A 20,613-nucleotide genomic window follows, 5' to 3' on the forward strand; every position below is an offset into this window, starting at 1 on the left:
CGGGCGCGATGAACGGCTGCCCTGCCGAGACAACCGAACAAGCGTAGCCCGTCCGGCTGCGCCCGGCGAAATCGTCAGTCCTCGGAGCGGCGATCCCGCCACCTGTCCAGAGGTGCGGCCAGTGCGGTGGCCAGCTTCCACCGCTTCGACCCGCGCAGATCATCGATCTCCGCGCGTTGGCCGGCGAGCTGCTTGCGCTGGGACTCGAGCCGTCGTCGTTGGTCCGCGGTGACCTCGCGGAGCCTGGCGACCTCCTCGCGCAGCTCGAGGCCCTGCTCGACCCAGTCCGGGAGGGCGGGCACCGCGGGGAGTTCGGGGGAGAGGCCGCGGCGCAGGACGACGTAGAACTCGATGTCGTTCGCGGGTACGGGCAGGAGGGACTCGACCGACCAGCCGGTCAGCCCCAGGCGGCGCAGCTCGGCGATGATCTCGGGGAACGAGCGGTCGGTGTAGGTCCACACGTGGCAGTCGACGTACTCGCCCCGGCGGGCCCGCTCGAGCTGGCTCCGGGTGTAGCCGAGGTCGTGGATACAGGTCTCGGCCTCGCTCGGCCCGCGGTGGTGGAGACGCTTGGCGTCGGTGTTGACCGCACACCGGTGGTGGTCGTAGACCGCACGCACCGACGGGGTCGTGTCGCCTGCCTCGTACGCCTGCAGGATCTGACCCATCGTCGTGGGCGGGCGGTGGGCGTCGAAGGTGTAGCGCCGGTCGGGGACGACCAGGACGAGGGCTCCGTCGGGTGCGGTGACGGCCTCGACCTGTGCCAGCCATCCGATCAGGTCGGGGACGTGCTCGACGACGTGGCTGGCCAGCGCCCAGTCGTAGGGGGCGCCATCCTTGGCCGCCTCCTCGAGCGTACGCATCCGGGTGCCGTCCCACATCGGATAGTCGATCTCGGGGATGGTGTCGTGGTTCACCTGGGGATGCTCGGCGTAGGACTCGTAGAGCCGGTCGCGGTCGTAGAGGTCCAGATAGGAGACCTCCGCGGCATCTCGGGGGACGAGCGGTTGGTGCAGGGGTCCGATCTCCAGGCCGCGGCCGGCGGAGAAGTCGAAGATCTCGTTGACGCGTTCGGCGCGTGGGGTCGGGGTCGGGATCGACATCCGGGATTCCTTCGGCGTTGGGGTCACCTCCACACTAGGGATGATCGTCACCGAGGTGGGGCGTAACTCGGCAGAAGGTGTTACTCGCTCGTGTCTTTCCTGCGGCCTCGGATTTGTTCACCCGTCGTTTACCCCGTACCCGGGCACCGCCTACCCTGGGTGCCGCGATACCGGGCAGTGTGTCCGGCGTCACGGTGTCTGGCTACATTCAGGTGTCGAGGAGTAGGAGGGCAGCGTGGCCGAGGTCAAGCTCGATCTGTTCCGCCGGTTCGGCGACCTGGCGACCGACGCGCTCGCGTCGCATCGCGAGGAGATCGACGCGCTCAACGTCTTCCCGGTGCCCGACAGCGACACCGGCACCAACCTCTATCTCACGATCGCCGCGGCCCGTGACCGGTTGCGCGAGTTCACCGGTCCCGACTGGCGCGAGGGACTGCGCGCCTTCTCCCGCGGCGCGCTGCTGGGCGCGCGCGGCAACTCGGGCGTGATCCTGGCCGAGATGATCGGCGCCCTGCTGCGTCGCCTGGTCCAGGCCACCGAGGACGAGCGCACCGCGGTGGTCTTCGCCGACGCGCTGCGCAAGGCCGGGAACGCCGCGTACGCCGCGGTGGGGGAGCCCCAGGAGGGCACCATGCTGAGCGTGCTCCGGGCTGCCGCGGACGCGGCCGAGGCATGCGTCGAGATCGACGAGACCGCCCGGACCCGCGACGTGATGTCGGTCGCCGCCAGCGCGGCCCGCGCCGCCCTTGCCCGCACGCAGGAGCAGCTGCCGGCGCTGGCCGCCGCCGGTGTGGTCGACGCCGGTGGCCGCGGGATCTGTGTGCTGCTCGACGCCTTCGAGACCGCCCTGACCGGACGCCGTCCGAGCCCGCAGGTGCCGATGGCGAGCACCCCGCACATCCCGATCCCGATCCAGACCGGCATGGGCGCGGGCGACGGTCACGCGCTGGAGCCCGGCGGCCCGTCGTACGAGGTGATGTACCTGCTCGACGCCGAGGATGCCGCGATCCCCGACCTCCGCAAGCGGCTCCAGCCGCTGGGCGACTCGCTGGTCGTCGTCGGAGGCGAGGGCATCTGGAACGTGCACGTCCACGTCGACGACGTCGGCGCCGCGATCGAGGCCGGGATCAACGCCGGGCGGCCCCACCGGATCCATGTGACCCACTTCGCCGAGCAGATCGCCGGCCAGGCCCATCGCCACGCCACCCGCGGTGGCCGTGCGGTGATCGCGTTCGCCGCCGGGCCGGGTCTGGCCGAGCTCTTCCGCGGCGCCGGCGCGATCGTGATCGAGGGCGGCCCGCATCGGCGCCCGACGACCTCCGAGCTGCTCGAGGCGATCACCGCCTCCGGTGCCGACGAGGTGATCGTGCTCCCCAACGACGCCCCGACCCGGCAGTCGGCCGAGGCCGCCGCCCGCACCGCCGAGGACGACCTCGACATCAACGTCGCGGTGATCTCGACCCGCAGCCAGGTGCAGGGACTGGCGGCGATCGCGGTCCACGAGCCCGGCCGGAAGTTCGACAAGGACGTGCTCGAGATGACCGCCACCGCGCGACACGCGCGGCACGGTGCGGTCACCATCTCGAACACCCGAGCGATTACGATGGCTGGGCCGTGTATGCCGGGCGACGCGCTCGGGGTGCTCGACGGAGACTTCGTCAAGGTCGGCCAGGACCTGGAGACGTGCGCGACCTACGTGCTCGCCCGGCTCATCGGTGGTGGCGGCGAGCTGGTCACGCTGGTCTCCGGCCTCGAGGACCCCACCGGCGAGCTCGCCGGGGCCGTCGCGGCGTGGCTGGCTGCCAACCATCCGGCCGTTGATGTGATGGTGTACGACGGAGGCCAGGAGCGCTACCCCCTCCTGATGTCGGTGGAGTAGAGGAGAAGAGACGGTGCCGATCACCCTCGAGTCGCCGATCGAGGCCGTGCTGGGCAACAGCAAGCACGCCACGAAGTTCACCAAGGGTCTCGGGCTGCGCACCGTCGGCGACCTGCTCTACCACTTCCCGCGGCGCTACCTGCGCACCGCCGACCTCGGTCAGACCCCGCAGCTGCACGAGGGCGAGATGCTCACGGTGCTCGGCGAGGTGGTCCGTAGCGTCGTGCGACAGCACACCGACCGCCGCACCGGCCGGCCCGCCTTCCGCGTCGAGACCCAGCTCCGCGCGGGTGATGCCGACCTGCAGCTCACCTTCTTCTCCAAGTCCCAGCGGATCGCCGAGTGGCGCCGCGGCGTGCTCGCCCCGGGTGTGCGCGGCGTCTTCGTCGGCAAGGCTGGATCGTTCCGCGGCGAGTGGCAGCTGGCCAACCCGCAGATGGTCGTCTTCGGTGACCCGTCCGACTCCGAGAACGCCGCCGAGGCGGCCGACAACCAGATGGCGGTCGAGGAGCTGACCGAGCTCTTCCCGATCTACCCGCTCACCGCCGGGCTCCAGCACTGGGACGTGATGCGCGCGGTGCGGTTCGCCCGGCAGGTCGTCGAGGAGGTCACCGACGTGCTCCCCGAGCAGCTCCGGGAGACGTACGCCGTCCCGGGGCTGCGCGACGCCTTGGACCTGATCCACGCGCCTCATGAGCTCAAGGACGTCCAGCGCGCCCAGCGCCGCTTCCGGTTCGAGGAGGCGCTCGGCCTGCAGCTGGTGCTGGGGCGACGGCGACGGGCGCTCCAGGCGCTGGGCACCACGGCCCGCACCGGCGGTGTCCACCACCTGCTCGGGGCCTTTGACGAGCGGCTGCCGTTCAACCTGACCAAGGGACAGGCCGAGATCGGGGAGGAGCTCGAGGTGGCGCTGGCCCAGCCCCACCCGATGAACCGCCTGCTCCAGGGCGAGGTCGGCTCCGGCAAGACGCTGGTCGCGCTGCGCGCCATGCTCAAGGTCGTCGACTCCGGCGGCCAGGCCGCGCTGCTGGCGCCGACCGAGGTGCTCGCCCAGCAGCACTACCGCTCGATCACCGCGATGCTCGGCGACCTCGCCGCCAGCGGCCTTGCCGGCGGGCTCTTCGCCGGCGACCAGGAGCAGACCCATGTCGAGCTCCTCACCGGATCGATGACCAAGACCCAGCGCAAGGGGCCGCTGAGCCGGATCGCCACCGGCGAGGCCGGGATCGTCGTCGGCACCCACGCCCTGCTCCAGGACCAGGTGATGTTCGACGACCTCGGCCTGGTCGTGGTCGACGAGCAGCATCGCTTCGGCGTCGAGCAGCGGGCCGCCCTGACCGACAAGGCCGGCACCCCACCGCACCTGCTGGTGATGACCGCGACGCCGATCCCGCGCACGGTCGCGATGACCGTCTTCGGCGACCTCGAGGTCTCCACGCTCACCGAGCTCCCGGCCGGACGGGCCGAGATCCAGACCAACCTGGTCTCGCTCGTGGACCATCCGGCGTGGATCGCCCGGGTGTGGGAACGCGTCAAGGAAGAGGTCGGATCAGGCCACCAGGTCTACGTCGTCGCCCCGCGGATCAGCGGCGACGAGTCCGAGCAGGGGGAGAGCGACCAGCGCGACTTCGACGCCGACGGCAACGAGGTCAAGGCCGCCCCGGCCCAGCTCTCCGCCGTCGACGAGGTCACCGAGGAGCTGACCACCGGTCCGCTGAAGGGGCTGAGCGTCGCCAAGCTCCACGGCAAGCTCCCCGCCGAGGAGAAGGAGCGCACCATGAGCGCCTTCGCCGCGGGCGACGTCGACGTGCTGATCGCCACCACCGTGATCGAGGTCGGCGTGGACGTACCCAACGCCACCACCATGGTCATCCTCGACGCCGACCGCTTCGGGGTCTCCCAGCTCCACCAGCTGCGCGGCCGGGTCGGACGTGGCGGGCTGCACGGGCTGTGCCTGCTCGTCTCCCACGCCGAGGCCGGCACCCCGGCCAGGACCCGCCTCGACGCGGTCGCCCAGACCACCGACGGGTTCGCGCTGTCCCGGGTCGACCTCGACCAGCGCCGCGAGGGAGACGTGCTCGGCGCCTCCCAGTCCGGCCGGCGATCGAGCCTGGAGAGCCTTCGTGTGCTGCGCGACGAGGAGACGATCCTGGAGGCGCGCGAGGCGGCCGAGGCACTGCTCGAGGACGACCCGGATCTCGCGACCGCACCGCTCCTGGCCGAGCGGGTCACCGAGATCGAGGAGTCCGCTTCCGCCGACTACTTGGAAAAGTCCTAAGGTATCCCAATGACTCGGATCATCGGTGGCGTCGCAGGAGGGCGACGCCTACTCGCTCCCAAGGGGGTGCGGACCCGTCCCACCACCGATCGGGTCCGCGAGGCGCTCTTCTCGGCGATCGAGTCCTCCTACGGCTCCCTGGCCGGGCTGCGCTTCCTCGACCTCTACGCCGGCACCGGCGCGGTCGGGCTGGAGGCATGGTCCCGCGGCGCCGGGGTGGTGACCCTGGTCGAGTCGGACCGGCGTACGGCAGGGGTGATCCGTTCCAACGCGAAGGAGCTCGGCTTCCCGCGGGCCAACGTGGTCGCCGCCACCGTGGCCAGCACCCTGGTGACGCCGCCGCCGGCTCCCTACGACATGGCCTTCCTCGACCCGCCCTACCCGCTCTCCGACGACGCCGTCTCCGAGGACATCGCGCTGCTGGTGAAGCACGGCTGGCTGGTTCCGGGCGCCCTGATCGTCGTCGAGCGGTCCGCGCGCAGCCCCGAGCCGGTCTGGCCCGACGGGTTCACCGACCAGAAGTCGAAGAAGTACGGCGAGACCACGCTCTGGTACGCCCACGCGCCGGAATGAACCAAAGCCGACTGATCGACACCGATCGAAGGAGACAGAGACAATGACGCGTCGTGCGGTGTGCCCGGGTTCGTTCGACCCGCCCACGTTCGGCCATCTCGACATCTTCACCCGCGCCTCGGCGATGTTCGACGAGGTCGTCGTCGCCGTCGGGGTCAACCCGTCGAAGTCGAAGCGCCTGTTCACGGCCGAGGAGCGGATGGAGATGATCACCGAGATGACCGCTGCGCTGGGCAACGTAAGGGTCCAGGGGTTCACCGGTCTGGTCACCGACTTCTGTGTCGAGATCGACGCCCCGGCGATCGTGAAGGGGCTGCGCGGGGCGCCCGACCTGGAGTACGAGGCGCCGATGGCGCAGATGAACGCCCACATGAGCGGCGTCGAGACCGTCTTCCTGCTCAACGACCCACGCTGGGCCGCGGTCTCCTCCTCGCTGATCAAGGAGATGGCCCATTTCGGTGGGGATGTGTCGGCTTTCCTGCCGCCGGATGTTCTCGCACGACTCACCAAGCGTTTGGCAGAACGTTCCGAGTAGCGGGCACGGTTCGCCGGTATCGTTTCGAATGCTGCCCGCCATTCTTTCTCTGGAGATCAATGTCCACCTCAGGTCGTTCCCCGCTTTCCTTGGCCAAGCAGTCCTATGCCGCCTCGCTCAAGGCAGTCGGTCGCGGGCTGACGAAGACGGGCCTCGCGAAGGAGACCGCGCCGCCGGTCGAGCAGCGCTGGCGTCACTGGGCCCACTCGCTCACCAAGGTCTACGACTCCCTGGCGATGGCGAAGCTCGACGTGCCGTGGTGGACCTACGACGCGATCACCGCCGTCGACGCCTGGCTGAGCCAGCGTGAGCGCCCGATCCGGGTCTATGAGTACGGCTCTGGCGCCTCCACCATCTGGCTCTCCCGCCGCGCCGACGAGATCCACTCCGTCGAGCACCACAAGGGCTTCGGCGAGATGATGCAGGCCGAGCTCGCCGGCGAGGAGAAGATCTCGCTGCGGGTCATCGAGCCGGTGGCCTCCGAGAACCCGGTCGTCCCCTCGCAGAAGGAGGGCCACGCGGGCCTCGACTTCGAGGCGTACGTCAACTCCATCGACGACGTCGACGGCGAGTTCGACCTCGTGGTCGTCGACGGGCGCGCCCGCGAGGCGTGCCTGGAGAAGGCCAAGGACCGGCTCGCTCCTGGCGGGATCATCGTCTTCGACAACAGCCGCCGCAAGCGCTACGTCGAGGCCATCGCCGCCTCGGGGATGAAGGAGACCATCCACGCCGGTCTCACCCCGACGCTGCCCTACCCGGAGCGCACCTCGGTCCTCACCAAAGGCTGATTCTCGTAGGTGACGGCGTGGAGTTTCCGCGCCGCCACCTGCTCGCCCTAGGGTCCTCCTCATGGCGACATCGGGGGAGCAGGCCGAACGTGTGGGGACCGTGCGCTGGGCGACCTTCGCCGGGGTCTGTGTGCTGGCGCTGGTCTGGTCCGCCTACTCGGTCGGCGCCCAGAACGGCACGTTCCTGACCCAGGACTTCGGTGCTCAGTACCACCTGGCGAAGATGACCGCCCACGGCGCGATCCCGCTGGTCGACTTCGAGCACGGCTGGAACGCAGGCTCGTTCTGGGTCTCCGCCGTCCTCTACTGGATCGCCTCCGGGTCCCCGACGATCTGGTACTTCCTCTGGGGCCGCCTGCTCGGCGCCGGCCTCGGCGCGGTCCTCGCCGCCGCCATCGGCCTCCGTCTCCGGCTGCACCCGGCGGTGATGATCGCGCTGGCGCTCGGGGTGCTCCTGCTGGCCACCCCGCTGCACATCAAGTACACGATCTGCCTGCTGTGGGTCTTCGTCCTTCTCCCGGTGGGGCCGCTCGAGTCACGCCCGCGCCTGGCCGCGGCTGCGCGGGTGCTCCTCCCGGCTCTCGTCTTCTGGCAGTACGTCGAGCTGGCCGTGCTCCTCACCGGCGCCTCGGGGCTCTTCGAGCTGTTCGCGCGGCGCGCGGTGCCCTGGCGCACCCGGATCCTCAACTGCGTTCAGCTGGCCGGTGGATTCGTGCTCGGGCTGGTCGTCCAGGCCATGGCGTACCGGGTCTTGTGGGGGCTCTCCTTCGCCGACTTCAACCGCCAGGTGATCCTCGGGCAGACCGAGACCCACGAGGGTTCGCAGTACGCCGTGTGGAACTTCTTCGACCTGCCGACCGAGTCCGGTCGCTTCTTCATCCTGGCGCTCTACCCGTTCGCGCTGCTGATCCCGTTCGTGCCGCTGGTGTGGCAGCGGGTCTCGGACTCCACCCGGCTGGTCGCGCTGGCCGGGCTGGTCCTCGTCGTCGTCCCGATCCGGCGCGTCGACAACCCCCACACCACCACCGTCTCCGCCCTCGTCCTCCTCGCCCTGGTCCTGGCGGTGGCTGAGCTCTACGAGCGCCGTACGTCCCTCGAGGCCGGGGTGCGTGCGCCGGCGATCGCGCTACCTCTTGCTGCGGCCGGCGCCGCCTGGGCGGCCGCCACCCTCTGGATCGGCTTCGGCCTGCAGAGCATGGCCGGCGCCGTACTGCTCGTGGCCCTGGCGGTCGCGGGTGCGGTCCTCGGATCGACGTTCCTGCGTGGTGCTGTTGCGGCTGTCTCCGCCGGTGCGCTGGTCGTGTTGGGCGGCGTACCTGCTCTTGCCGCCGTCGACCACCTCGGCGACATGCGCCGCGACGCGAAGTCCTTCGCAGTCAGCGATTCGATCGTCCGCTGGGCGGGCCCGGAGTACGAGCGCTGCAGCGGCGGCACCCGCGAGGCGCTGGTGATGCCCAACTATCTGGAGCTCTACGACACCCTCGAGATCACCAACCCGACGCCCTACTACCTGTTCCACTACGACTTCGCGCAGTACGAGGACGTGCTGGTGCCTCAGCTCGAGGACGGGTCGATCCCGGTCATCATCGAGACCATGCCGCTGCACACGCCGCAGCCGTGGCTCACCGATGCGATCCGTGCGAACTATGTGCCGTGCTCGGTCGTGAGGATCGAGAAGCAGGCGACGACTGTCACGATCTGGACTCACAAGTCTCGCGGGAGGGTTGAGCAGAGGGATCTGAGTGTTCGGGGTGGGGAGATCGTGGCGACGCGCTGAGGGGTGCCGTGTTGTTGTGGTTGGGGTTTGCCGCCGACCCTTTCGGGGAGGGTGTTCTCGCCGTCGTCCGGAGTAAAGGACGGCCTTCGGCCGCCGGCTTCGCCGGTCGCCTGCGGCGATCCTTGACACCGGACGTCGCCGAGAATTTTGGCTGGCTATCGGGTCGGCGGCAGGGGTTTGGCGCAGCGGTATGGGTTGGGTAGGGGCTTGGGAGCTGGGGTGGGCCGATCGGCGGAAGGAACTTTCCTTCCGGTGAGGCGAACGAATTTTCGTTCGCCCTCAGAGGGAGCCTGGCCCGGGGTGGGGTTGGCTGGTGGAAGGAATTTTTCTTCCACCCGGAGACCCCATGTCTGTCCTAGGCGTGGAGCGGTCACCTGCCGTGGGTGCGTGTGTCGTGGCCACACCCGGGCCGCCGCCCCGATAGCCAGCCAAATCATTTCTCGACGTGGTCCGGTGTCAAGGACCGCGAAGCGGCCGGCGAAGCCGGCGGCCGCAGGCCGTCCTTTACTCCGGAGCAGGTCGAGAAGACCCTCGAAGAACGGGTCGGCGGCCCAACACCAGCCCCGTACAACAGCCGAAAAACACAAGAACAACCCCTCGTACGCCCGAAGACCAGAGCCACCCCAAAAGACACGCACCAAGAGCAGGAGATCACCAGAGAACCGACATAGGCTCACCAAAAGACTGCAAGCCCCACCCGAAGGTCCGAATGCTCGACTCCACACACGAGGACCACGCCGAGGTACGTCTTCCGAGGCGGCTGCTGGCGGCGATGGTGCTGATGGCGTTCTTCGCGCTGAGCCTGAGCAGCTACGTCGCGCTGACCCGGGTGCTGCAGTATCAGACCCGGGACGAGGGGCCGAACGCCGGTTACGCGGTGGAGCTGGCCTCGGGGCGGTTGCCGACGATCGACACGCCCGTGACGACCGACGCCCGTCGGTATCCCCAGGTCGTCGCGGGGCTGGAAACCATGGTGGACGAGCCGCACCGCCACATCTGGACCGCCAACCACCCGCCGCTCTACTACCTGATGTCGCTGCCGTTCGTGGCCGCGGCCGGGGCGCTCGACGCACCGCAGGTGATGATCGTCGGGATGCGGCTCATCAATGCGGTCGGCTCCGCGCTGTGCTTACTGCTGGTGGGCCTGATCGCCTTCGAGGTGACCCGGCGGGGGACCACCGCGTTTCTCGCCACCGGGATCAGTGCCTCGTGCGCCGTGCTGGTCAGCGCCGGCGGGCACATCGCCAATGACGGGGTCGCGGTCGCGGCCTCGTCACTGACGTTGCTGGCCACGCTCAGGATCCTGAACCGGGGCTTGTCCCCGAGGCGCCTGACGCTGGTCGCGCTGGCCGGGACGGCCGCGGCGGGGGCGAAGGCACCGGGGGTTCTGACCGTCGCCCTGTGCGGTGCGGCCATCGCGGTGGCCCTGCTGCTGCGGGACCGCACTCGTCGCGGGGTGGTCCGGGCCCTGGCCGCCTCGGCCGTGGCCACCGGTGTTCCCGCGCTCGTCACCGGATGGTTCTACGTCCGCAACATCGTCCTCTACGGCGACCCGACCGCCTCCGGCGCGCTGCTGGACAAGTTCGACCGGGAGCCGAACGGCACCTGGTGGCAGGTCGTGACGGACGGCTCGCTCTGGGTGGACTGGTACGAGCGCCTGTGGGCGCCGCTGCTCGCCGAGGGATACGCGACGGGCGCCGACGTGCTCGCCGTCGTCGCGGTGCTCGGTCTTCTCATCCTGCTCGTCCGGCGTAGCACCACTCGGCCGACGGACGCGCCCTCGACAGCGGCCGGATGGCTGCTGCTCACGGCCCACGCGGCGCTCGTCCTGGCGAACCTGGTCGGCTTCGTCGCGGGCGGCGGGAACCCGAACGACCGCTACCTGATGCCGCTCATGCCCCTGCTGGCCACGGCGCTCGCCGTCGGCATCATGGCGATCGTCGACCTGACCCCGGCCGGCTCACGCGAGTCACGGAGCCGGCTCGCGGCGGCCGTGATCACGCTCGTGCTCGGCGTCTACGCACTGCTCATCTTCGGCTGGTTCATCAACTCGGTGACCTACGGGGGCCGGCTACCGAACTCCGACGCCCGGGGTGCCGGACTCGTGGTCGCCGTGGGGATCGTGTGCGGTGTGGCTGCCGTCTGCCTCGCGGCGCAGGCGAAGCGCCATCACCACGAGCCCGAGCATCATCGCGCCATGACCTAGGTCCTGGCGATCCCCCTGCGGGAGCCTGCCGCAGCGCGTACCTTCGGACCATGCCCGATGCGTCGGCCGCGACGGCGAGCCCATCGCATGCGCACCGAGTGCGTGAACCCATCGGCCTGGTCAGATGGGCCACCTTCGCTGTGATCGTCGTCGTCGCCGTCGTACGGGCCGCCTACACCCTGACCGCGCAGATGGAGCCGTTGACCGGGGACAGGGGAGCGCAGTACTACCTGGGCAAGCTCACCGCCGAGGGTGCGATCCCGCTGGTCGACTTCCAGCACGGCTGGAACGCCGGGTCCTGGTGGGTGAACAGCCTGGTCTACCGGCTGGCCGGCGGCGACCCGCTGTGGTGGGAGTTCCTCCTGGGGCGCTTCTTCGCGGTGACCCTGTCGGCCGTCCTCGTGGCCGCGATCGGCCTGCGCAGACGCGTACATCCGGCTGCGATGGCCGCCATGGCGCTGGCCGTCCTCGCTCTCGCTTCGCCTGCGCAGGTGAAGTACGTCCTACCGGTCGTCTTCGCGTTCCTCCTCCTGCCGGGAGGCCGGCTCGACTCCGGGCGCTGGGGGTTGGTGGTGCGGATGCTCGTCCCGGCCGCGCTCTTCTGGCAGCACGTCGAGCTGGCGATCCTGCTCACCGGCGCGGCGGGACTGTACGAGCTCATCGGGCGGGAGAAGGCGCCGATGCGGGACAGACTGGCGCGATGTGTCGCCCTCGCCGTCGGAATCCTGGCCGGATTCGTCTCGGAGGTGCTCTTCTACCGGATCGGCTACGGGATGAGCCTCGGCGAGCTCAACCGCCAAGTCATCCTCGGTCAGACCCAGCAGTTCCCGAAACACTTCGGCTGGCCCTTCTTCGACGTGCCGTCGGACGGAGAGGGCTATCTCATCGTGGCCGTCTACCCCTTCCTCCTGCTGCTGATCTTCGTGCCGGTCGTGTGGCGTCTGGCGAGCGAGCCGACACGGTTCCTCGCGTTGTGCGCTCTTCTTCTCGCGACCGTCCCGATCCGGCGTCCCGGCCCCGGGCACACCGAGACCGTGAGCGCGCTGCTGTTCGCGGCTCTGATCTTCGTCCTCTGCGACGTGTACGACCGCAGGGAGCAGGTCGCGCTGCCGAGCAGGCCGACATCGGTGACCGGCCGGCAGGTGGTGACCGCGATCGTGGGGTTCGCTGCGGGGGCAGTGTGGGTGGGTGCGGCACTCGTTCTCGGTTTCGGCGCCCACAGTCTGATCGGGCCGGTCATCCTCGTGCTCGTCGTCGGCGTCATGATGATCGGCACGAGGCTGCCGGCGAGGCTGATCGCCGTCTCGGCGGGTGCCTGCCTCGTCCTGGCGGCGGTCCCCCTCGCCTCAGCCGTCGAGCGCGTCGACGACCTGAGCCGGGACAGTCGTCAGATCGAGGCCGCCGATGCCTGGGCGTACGCGGTACGGCCCGAGATGACACGGTGCCTGAAGGGTGGCCGCACCGCTTTCGTGCTGGGCAACCAGTTGTCGATGTACGACGCCCTCGACATCGAGAACCCGACGCCGTTCTACCTCTTCCACTACGACTTCGGCCGCAACCAGGAGCAGCTGACGGCGATGATGGAGAGCGGCGAGGTCCCGGCGGTGCTGCAGATGACCGCGATGACCCCCGGCGGCTGGGTGGAAGCCGCGATCGAGAAGGGCTACGAGCCCTGTGCCGAGGTCTGGATCGCGAAGGATCGTCAGCGCATCCGGATCTGGGCTCACCGCTCCCTCGCGCCGTTCGAGAAGCGGAGCGTCACGGTCGAGCCCGACGGCACCAGGACCTCCGTGCCTCTGCCCACCCCTTAGGCCGACGACGTACGCCGCCCGACGATCGCTCCCAGACCAGCCAGCACCACGTCGGCGATGAGCAGGAGGACACGGGAGGCGAGCGCCACGGTGAGTGCCTCGGGGACCCCGATGATCGGGCCGAGGGTGAGGGCGAGCAGAGCCTCGCGGATCCCGGCGCCGGCCGGGGCCGGGATGAACGCGATCCCCGCGGCCCACGCCAGGGCCATCCCGCCGGTCGCGGCGGCGACCTCGAGCGGCCCGATCGAGGCGTAGGACTGCATCATCACGGCCAGGTGAAGACCGAAGGCGACCCAGGCGAGCACTGCCCAGCCGATGGCGGTGAAGAGGCCCCGCGCGGTGAGGCGTACGCCGAGGGGTTCCCGGCCGAGTCGGGCGAAGGTCCAGTCGAGCACGCCGGGGACGACCCGCGGGTGCAGGCAGACGGCCAGCGGCACCAGCAGGAGCGGGAGCCACCAATAGCGACCCAGGCCCTCGGAGGAGGACCAGGGGAGCAGGAGCGCGCCGACGCCGATGCCGGTGGCGACGACGACGCCCATGAAGAGGATGTTGACGCCGAGCATCGTCCGGCGGGCGACGCCCCAGCGCAGCCCGAACTGCATCTGCGCGACGACCGGCCACACCGAGCCGGGCAGGTACTTGCCCAGCTGGGAGACGTAGAAGACCGAGTGGGACTCACGCAGCGACGGCCGGATGCCCATGCCGTGCAGGAGGGCTACCCAGATCTGGCCGATCAGCATGGTTCCGACGAGCGCCAGGACCCCGGCGATCGCGACCCGGCCGAGGCTCAGCTCCTGGACCGCGGTGGCCAGGTCGGCGCGCTGACGCCAGACCAGGTAGGCGCCGCCGAGCACGACGAGGAGGGCGAGCCCGATCTTGAGCAGTCGCTTCGCAAGGCTGGGTCTCGTGGGGTCGGGCGTAGCCGAAGAACCGGCCTCCGTGGCGGAGACCGGGTCGGAGTGGGTCACTGTCACAGGCTGGTCGTCCACGTCTCGCCGGACTGGGTCTGGCTCGTCCGCGGGGTGTGCGGCAGGTCGAACTCGGCGACCGAGGTCTGGTCGCGGAGCATCTCGGTGCCGGACTTGCCGAAGCGAGCCTTCTTGGTGTGCTCCAGGTCGTCCTCGATGAGCACCCGGTTGGTGCGGATCAGGTCGGAGATCACGCCGAGCATCGCGGACATGAAGGCCAGGTTGATCAGCACGCCGCCGAGCAGTAGCGACTGGATGTGGTTGCCGTTGTCGCCGCTCAGCCACAGCACGAGGTAGCGGACGAACGGGATCGCCCCGAGGACGAAGAAGAAGGCGGTGAGCCAGACGAAGATGGCGTACGGCTTGTACATCATGTAGGAGCGCACGATCGCCGCGCCCGACTTCATGATGTGCTCCGGCATCGACTTGAACAGCCGCGACTCACGCGTCTTGGCGTTGGTCTCGATCGGCACCGAGGCGATCTTCATCCGCTTGTTGCCCGCCTGGATGATCGTCTCCATGCAGTAGGAGAAGCGGGTCACGGTGTTGAGCAGCATCAGCGACTCGCGCGAGTAGGCGCGGAAGCCGCTGGCCGCGTCGGGCAGGTCGGTCTCGGCGGCCATGTTGACCACCTTGGAGCCGACCTTCTGCAGCTTCTTCTTCAGCCCGGAGAAGTGCTCGATCCGGTCGACCTGCCGGTCGCCGATGACGATGTCGGCCTGGCCGTTGATGATCGGCTGGACCAGGTCGGTGATGCGCTCCTGCGGGTACTGATTGTCGCCGTCGGTGTTGACCACGATGTCGGCGCCCAGCTCGAGCGCGCGAACCACCCCGTCGTGGAAGGAACGGCCGAGACCCTGGTTGCGGGAGTGGTGCACGAACTCGCGCACGCCGTGCTCCTTGGCCACCTCGACCGTCCGGTCGGTGCACCCGTCGTCGACGATGAGGATCACGATCTCGTCGATTCCGGGGATCTGCTTCGGAATCGACTCCAGCACGGACGGGAGCGTCTCCTCCTCGTTGAGGCAGGGGACTTGAACGACAAGCTTCACAGGGACCTCAGGACAGGTAGTGGGACCGAACGGATTCGGGGCAGGTGAGGGGCTTCCGAGCTGCCACATTACCGCGTGGATTCCGCGGCCCCACGCCCCCTCGCGGGTGTCATCAGGCGTATGTGCTAGGGAAACCTGGCGTTCAGGAGAGGTCCACGCGGCGTCTGCCACGGCGCCGGTCCAGCACCCGAGGAACGAGCAGCAGAGCCAGCGTCACCAGGGCGCCGAGGAACGAGACCACGGCGCCCGTACGCAGCCCCGGAGCCTCGTAGGTCAGCGTGACCGTGTGGGTTCCGTCGGGGACGGGCACGGCGGCGAAGGCGTGGTTGCCGGGAACCAGGTCCACCGGTCGGCCGTCGACCGTCGCCGACCAGCCCGGGCGGGCGATCGAGTCGGCGACGACGAGGTAGCCGGCTCCGTCCGCGGTGACCTCGGCCGAGATCGTCTCGGCCTCGTCGCGGCGTACGTCGATCTGGGCGGTCGAACCGGATGCGGCCGGCGTCGAGTCGTCGTCGAGGAGCACCGTGCCGGGCTCGACGCCCTCGGCCAGTCGCCGCACTCGCGTGGCCCCGTCGGTGACGACCTCGCTGGTGCCGGCCCAGCGGATCCGGGGCAGGGCGCTCGCACGTTCGTAGACGATCGCGCCGGCCGAGGCGTGCACGACCCTGAGGCCGTCGCCCTGCTCCGGCCGGACCGCGGCGCAGACCGCGGAACCGTCGGTGCGGCCGGCCAGCTGGACGGGCTTCCGCTTCCCCGAGAACGAGATGGTGACCGGCACCGGTCCGGCGGTGAAGCGGTGGTCGGGTACGGCGACGCGCAGCTTCTCGCCGCGCTTGAGCGGCCGGTTCACAGCGATGGCCCGCTCGGAGGTGACCTTCTCGGCGCCGGCCCCGACGCTCACCCGCACGACAGTCGGCCTCTGCGTCCGCGGCCTCAGACCGTCCGGCACGGTGACCTCGATCCCGCGCAGGTCGCCCGGCGGAACCTGGCACGTCGCCTCCTGGCCCGGCATCACGGTCAGCGGCTGCCGCTGCTCGACCGGCACCGGCGTCGGCTCGGTGACGCCGATGACCTCCAGCGGCTGGGTCACCCAGTAGCGGACCGAGAGCTGGTCGAGCACCGGCTGACGCCCCGGCGAGGGCACGTTGGCGGGGAAGTCGGTGTAGGTCGGGGACAGCTGGGCATCCGGGCTGACCGCGGCGATCAGGGCCTTCCACTCGGGCGAGGTGAACTCGTGGCCCGTCGGCGTACGCAGCCGGTAGTGGTCGGCGACGGCCGAGTGCTCCCAGCCGGAGGCGCCGTAGCGCTCCGCTCCGAGGTTCTCCTTCAGGAACTCGTGGGCAGGGGTGACCGGGTAGAAGTCTTCGCGGTCGGTCAGCGGCAGCACCTCGCGCGCGAACATCGTGCTCTGTGCGAGCACCGCCAGCACGAGCACCAGCGGCCCCAGCAGCCGCAACCGACCCCGCAGCAGCAGCGTCGCCGCCACCGCCAGGACCGAGGCCACTCCCAGCAGCGCCGGCACCCGCAGCTTCGCGGCGACGTCGGGGATCGGCCGCGGGGCGCCGTCGATGTAGGCGTACGCCGCATACAGGAAGTACGCAGCCACCCCCACGGCCACCAGCAGCACGACCAGCGACACCACCAGACGCGGACGCCGGGACCGACCCTCCCCGTCAGGAGACGCCTCGGCCCGCTGGACGAGGCGCTCCAGCCCGATCCCGGCCAGCACCGCACACAGGAACCCGAAGATCGAGTTCGCCCGCCCGAAGCTGTTGGAGCTGTAGCCGGGCAGCTTCTGGAGCAGCTCGAGCGGCAGGCCGCCGATCCACAGCAGCCAGACGACCGCGACCAGGACGACCGCGAGCAGGGCCGGCGTCGAGGGGCGGCGACCGGCGGGGAGCCGGACGACCAGGGCGCACAGGACCAGGATCAGCGCCGCGACGCCGATGAAGGAGATCGACTCGATCGGGTTGTCCTCGCCGAACCAGAGCCCGTCGACGCAGGTGCCGTAGACGTCGGGAGCCACCGTCGTCAGGACGAGACTGGCCGGCTTGACCTGGTTGGGAGCCCGCCCGTCGAGCCCGAGAGCGCTCATGTTGAGCGCGAAGGGGAGCACCTGGACCGCGGAGAGCGCGACCCCGAGCACGACGCCACCGGCGGCGACACCGCCCGCGACCAGCGTGCGCCGCAGGTCGCGGAGCGCGAGCGCTCGTACGACCACGTAGATCCCACCCAGGGTCAGCGCGAACATCGTCACCGCCGGGAACCCGCCGAGCAGCATCGCCGCGACGACCAGGCCGACGGCGGCCAGGTCGCGCACGCCGCGCTCGCGCACCGCGCGGTCCAGGGCCCACAGCAGCAGCGGGATCAGGCAGGCGACCTTGGTGTGCGGCCAGTTGGTCCACATCATCATGAACCCGGAGGTGAAGAAGACCAGCCCGGCGACCAGCGCGATGCTGCGCCGCACCCCGAGCCGACCGAGGAACAGCACCATCCCGGCCAGCACCAGCACCAGCTCGGTGAGCTTCACCCAGGCGGGCGCCAGCCACATCGGCATCACCCAGTAGGGCCACGAGACCGGGCTCAGCACCGCGTGGTTCGGCAGCGAGGCCAGCGGTGCGCCACCCACCTCGTAGGGCGCCCAGGTCTGCCAGTTGCCGTGGCGTACGCCCTCGACGATGTTCTCGACGCCGGGCAGGTAGTAGTCCCAGGTGTCGCCGCGGCACCACAGGGTCCCTTGCGGGATCGGCCCGTCGGCGGCGTACGGCATCATCGCGTGCAGCCATCCGGTGTCCAGCAGCATCCCCTGACCCACCAGCGCGGGACCGAAGGTCACCGCCACGAAGAGGAGAAGAAGCGCGAGTACGACGCCGGAGCGCCACCGATCGGATGGGATCACAATCTGGAAATCTATGAGTAGTCGGGAACGGACGCCGGTAGCGCGCGCCGGTCTCGCGTTCGTGGCCGGTGTGGTGACCGGCCTTTTGGTCGCCGCCGTCCGGTCCCGGTAAGATCTCATCTGATCTGTCGTGCCCTCATCCGGAAGTGAAACATGACTGCGCTGGACCCGAGAGCGCCGCTCGTGCTCGATACACGCGAGCTCGGCCGACGTCCGGGGTCCGAGCGTCACGTGGAGCTGACGGTGCCGGCGCCGGCAGATCTTGGTATCGAAGTCCTCATCGTCCCCGAGGGTTCGCCGGTCGAGTTCGACCTGCGGCTCGAGGCGGTCATGGAGGGTGTGCTGGTCACGGGGACGGCTATCGCCGGCCTCGAGGGCGAGTGCGTGCGGTGCCTGGAGCCGATCGAGGACGAAGCCGAGGTCGACATCCAGGAGCTGTACGTCTACGACGACTCTCGTGACGGCCAGGCCCCTGATGAGGACGACGAGACCAGCCGGACCGAGGGCGACCTGATCGACCTCGAGCCGGTGCTCAGGGATGCGGTGGTGCTCGCGCTGCCGTTCCAGCCGATGTGCCAGGACGACTGTCCCGGACTGTGCCCCGAGTGCGGGGTGCGGCTCGCGGACGAGCCCGGGCACGACCACGGCGAGAAGATCGACCCGCGCTGGGCGGGGCTGACTTCGCTGAATGATGAGCCCAGCAACTAGGGTTTACCCAGCAAATAGGCTTTCAGTAGCCGGCCGAGATCCGGCCGGTCGAATTATGAGGAGATAACAGTGGCTGTTCCGAAGCGGAAGATGTCGCGCAGCAACACCCGCCACCGCCGCTCGGCCTGGAAGGCCGTTGCGCCGACCCTGGTGACGTGCGCGAACCCCGCCTGCGGCGCCAAGCACATCCCGCACCGTGCGTGCGGCGAGTGCGGCCAGTACGGCGCTCGCGCCGAGCGTCGCCAGGTCCTCTGATCTGACACGCGGTTAGTCTCCTGACCAACTACGCCGAGCTTCGCAAAGCGCTCGGGGATCCGATTCTGGACCCCGAGCTGCTTGAGCGTTCGCTGACACATCGGTCCTACGCCTACGAGAACGGTGGCCTGCCCACCAACGAGCGCCTGGAGTTCCTGGGCGACTCGGTGCTCGGCGTCGTGGTCACCGAGACCCTCTATCGCACCCACCCCGACCTGCCCGAGGGCAAGCTGGCCAAGTTGCGGGCGGCAGTTGTGAACGCCCGCGCCCTGGCCGAGGTCGGTCAGGCCATCGGCCTCGGCCAGCACATCAAGCTGGGCCGTGGCGAGGAGGCCACCGGTGGGCGCGAGAAGGCGTCGATCGTCTCCGACACCGTGGAAGCGGTGATCGGAGCGGTCCACCTCTCCGGTGGCATCGAGGTCTCCACCGTCCTCGTCCACCGACTCTTCGATCCCCTCATCGAGGCGGCCTCCGACCTCGGTGCCGGGCTCGACTGGAAGACGTCCCTGCAGGAGCTCGCAGCCGAGCGTGCTCTCGGTGTGCCCGAATACGTCATCACCGACGAGGGCCCCGACCACATGAAGACCTTCACCGCGAAGGTCCGGGTCGGCGAGCAGCTCTACGGCAACGGCGTCGGCCGCTCCAAGAAGGAGGCCGAGCAGGCCGCCGCGGAGACGGCCTACGGCGAGATCCAAGCCGCCGCAGCCTCGTCCGCCTGAGGTCCACGGGCGTGTCCTCCAATCCGGGCACGCCGGCCGAGCGCCGCCCATCCCGCGCCCTGGCGGCGTTGTCGTCGGTCGACGGCCAACCCCGGGCCGCCTCCCTCCTCCGCCTTGCCAGTGCACGCGCTGGACGACGCTCAACTCGACGCCGGATTGAAGGACACGCCCTATGCCAGAGCTCCCCGAGGTCGAGGTCGTACGCGCCGGCCTCGAGCGCCACGTTCTCGGCGCGAGGATCATCGCCGTCGAGGTCCTGCACCCCAGACCCGTACGCCGCCATCTCGCCGGTGCCTCGGCCTTCGCCGACGAGCTGAAGGGCCGCGTGCTCGTCGGTGCTCGCCGCCGCGGCAAGTACCTGTGGCTGCCGCTGGACTCCGGTGACGCACTCATGGCCCACCTCGGCATGAGCGGCCAGATCCTCGTCCAGCCGCCGGCATCTCCCGACGAACGGCACCTGCGCGTCCGCATCCGCCTCGAAGGGGCCGCGGAGGGTCGCGAGCTCCGCTTCGTCGACCAGCGCATGTTCGGCGGCCTCTCGATCAGCCCCGGGGGAGCCGACCTCCCACCCGAGATCGTCCACATCGCCCCCGACCCGCTCGAGGCCGCCTTCGACGCGGAGGCGGTCGTGCGGCGGGTCCGGCGATCGGCCAGCGGCATCAAGCGGATCCTGCTCAACCAGACCGTGATCAGCGGCGTCGGCAACATCTACGCCGACGAGGCCCTCTGGCGCGCCAAGCTGCACGGCGAACGGCCGGGGGACCGGCTGACCGGCCCGAAGGTGCGCGAGCTGCTCGGCCACGTACGCGACGTGATGACCGAGGCGCTGGCCCAGGGCGGCACCTCTTTCGACGCGCTCTACGTCAACGTGAACGGCGAGTCGGGCTACTTCGAGCGTTCGCTGGCTGCGTACGGACGTGAGGGCGAGCCCTGCGACCGGTGCGGTTCCCCGATGCGCCGCATCGCCTTCATGAACCGCTCCTCCTACTTCTGCCCCACCTGCCAGCCGGCACCGCGAGCCCGGAGAATCCCGGCGAAATAGTCCACCTGGGCTATTGCTCA

At 69.8% G+C, this 20,613-nt stretch carries 16 protein-coding genes; 12 read left to right on the forward strand and 4 right to left on the reverse strand.

Going from position 1 to position 20,613, the window contains the following annotated elements; all coding sequences use genetic code 11:
• Window positions 1-74 precede the first annotated feature (74 nt).
• Window positions 75-1,103 (reverse strand): class I SAM-dependent methyltransferase, encoded by a 1,029-nt coding sequence (locus BLT25_RS19965; protein ID WP_091049576.1) that lies wholly within the window; start codon window positions 1,101-1,103, stop codon window positions 75-77.
• A 235-nt stretch (window positions 1,104-1,338) separates the two neighbouring features.
• Between BLT25_RS19965 and BLT25_RS19970 the strand changes: the two genes are divergently transcribed.
• The 8 genes from BLT25_RS19970 (at window position 1,339) to BLT25_RS20005 (ending at window position 12,950) form a co-directional block, all read left to right on the forward strand.
• Window positions 1,339-2,982 carry a DAK2 domain-containing protein gene (locus BLT25_RS19970; RefSeq protein ID WP_091049579.1) on the forward strand — a complete coding sequence of 548 codons (1,644 nt, stop codon included), beginning with the start codon at window positions 1,339-1,341 and terminating at the stop codon, window positions 2,980-2,982.
• Window positions 2,983-2,995: 13 nt separating this feature from the next.
• Window positions 2,996-5,260: an ATP-dependent DNA helicase RecG gene (locus BLT25_RS19975; RefSeq protein WP_091049581.1), complete on the forward strand. Its 2,265-nt coding sequence runs from the start codon at window positions 2,996-2,998 to the stop codon at window positions 5,258-5,260.
• A gap of 9 nt (window positions 5,261-5,269) precedes the next feature.
• The gene (gene rsmD / locus BLT25_RS19980) at window positions 5,270-5,833 is read left to right on the forward strand and encodes a 16S rRNA (guanine(966)-N(2))-methyltransferase RsmD (protein ID WP_091049584.1); all 564 of its coding nucleotides are present in this window, start codon (window positions 5,270-5,272) and stop codon (window positions 5,831-5,833) included.
• A gap of 43 nt (window positions 5,834-5,876) precedes the next feature.
• Window positions 5,877-6,368, forward strand: coding sequence for a pantetheine-phosphate adenylyltransferase (gene coaD, locus BLT25_RS19985; RefSeq protein WP_091049585.1), 492 nt, complete (start codon window positions 5,877-5,879; stop codon window positions 6,366-6,368).
• 89 nt (window positions 6,369-6,457) lie between these two features.
• Window positions 6,458-7,156: a class I SAM-dependent methyltransferase gene (locus BLT25_RS19990; protein ID WP_091049588.1), complete on the forward strand. Its 699-nt coding sequence runs from the start codon at window positions 6,458-6,460 to the stop codon at window positions 7,154-7,156.
• A gap of 61 nt (window positions 7,157-7,217) precedes the next feature.
• On the forward strand, window positions 7,218-8,933 hold the full coding sequence (locus BLT25_RS19995) for a hypothetical protein (protein ID WP_143033802.1): 1,716 nt from the start codon (window positions 7,218-7,220) through the stop codon (window positions 8,931-8,933).
• A 709-nt stretch (window positions 8,934-9,642) separates the two neighbouring features.
• Complete coding sequence (locus BLT25_RS20000) at window positions 9,643-11,139, forward strand: phospholipid carrier-dependent glycosyltransferase (protein WP_091049592.1); 1,497 nt, start codon at window positions 9,643-9,645, stop codon at window positions 11,137-11,139.
• Between the two features lie 98 nt (window positions 11,140-11,237).
• The gene (locus tag BLT25_RS20005; RefSeq protein WP_091049595.1) at window positions 11,238-12,950 is read left to right on the forward strand and encodes a hypothetical protein; all 1,713 of its coding nucleotides are present in this window, start codon (window positions 11,238-11,240) and stop codon (window positions 12,948-12,950) included.
• On the opposite strand, the gene BLT25_RS20010 is transcribed toward BLT25_RS20005, so the two are convergent.
• The 3 genes from BLT25_RS20010 to BLT25_RS20020 all read right to left on the reverse strand — a co-directional run bounded on the left by BLT25_RS20010 (window position 12,947) and on the right by BLT25_RS20020 (window position 17,869).
• Window positions 12,947-13,918 (reverse strand): lysylphosphatidylglycerol synthase domain-containing protein, encoded by a 972-nt coding sequence (locus BLT25_RS20010; protein WP_176884083.1) that lies wholly within the window; start codon window positions 13,916-13,918, stop codon window positions 12,947-12,949. The genes BLT25_RS20005 and BLT25_RS20010 overlap by 4 nt on opposite strands.
• A 2-nt stretch (window positions 13,919-13,920) precedes the next feature.
• The gene (locus BLT25_RS20015; protein ID WP_091049599.1) at window positions 13,921-14,970 is read right to left on the reverse strand and encodes a glycosyltransferase family 2 protein; all 1,050 of its coding nucleotides are present in this window, start codon (window positions 14,968-14,970) and stop codon (window positions 13,921-13,923) included.
• Between the two features lie 142 nt (window positions 14,971-15,112).
• Window positions 15,113-17,869 carry a YfhO family protein gene (locus BLT25_RS20020; protein ID WP_091049601.1) on the reverse strand — a complete coding sequence of 919 codons (2,757 nt, stop codon included), beginning with the start codon at window positions 17,867-17,869 and terminating at the stop codon, window positions 15,113-15,115.
• A 153-nt stretch (window positions 17,870-18,022) separates the two neighbouring features.
• Between BLT25_RS20020 and BLT25_RS20025 the strand changes: the two genes are divergently transcribed.
• The 4 genes from BLT25_RS20025 (at window position 18,023) to mutM (ending at window position 20,593) form a co-directional block, all read left to right on the forward strand.
• Window positions 18,023-18,577, forward strand: a complete 555-nt coding sequence (locus tag BLT25_RS20025; RefSeq protein ID WP_091049604.1) for a YceD family protein — start codon at window positions 18,023-18,025, stop codon at window positions 18,575-18,577.
• A gap of 69 nt (window positions 18,578-18,646) precedes the next feature.
• Window positions 18,647-18,832 (forward strand): 50S ribosomal protein L32, encoded by a 186-nt coding sequence (rpmF, locus tag BLT25_RS20030; protein ID WP_008358292.1) that lies wholly within the window; start codon window positions 18,647-18,649, stop codon window positions 18,830-18,832.
• Window positions 18,833-18,852: 20 nt separating this feature from the next.
• On the forward strand, window positions 18,853-19,551 hold the full coding sequence (gene rnc, locus BLT25_RS20035; protein ID WP_091049607.1) for a ribonuclease III: 699 nt from the start codon (window positions 18,853-18,855) through the stop codon (window positions 19,549-19,551).
• A 172-nt stretch (window positions 19,552-19,723) separates the two neighbouring features.
• On the forward strand, window positions 19,724-20,593 hold the full coding sequence (gene mutM, locus BLT25_RS20040) for a bifunctional DNA-formamidopyrimidine glycosylase/DNA-(apurinic or apyrimidinic site) lyase (RefSeq protein WP_091049609.1): 870 nt from the start codon (window positions 19,724-19,726) through the stop codon (window positions 20,591-20,593).
• The last annotated feature ends 20 nt before the right edge of the window (window positions 20,594-20,613 follow it).

This window comes from Nocardioides sp. YR527, assembly GCF_900101045.1.
In the GTDB taxonomy this organism is placed as follows: Bacteria; Actinomycetota; Actinomycetes; order Propionibacteriales; family Nocardioidaceae; genus Nocardioides.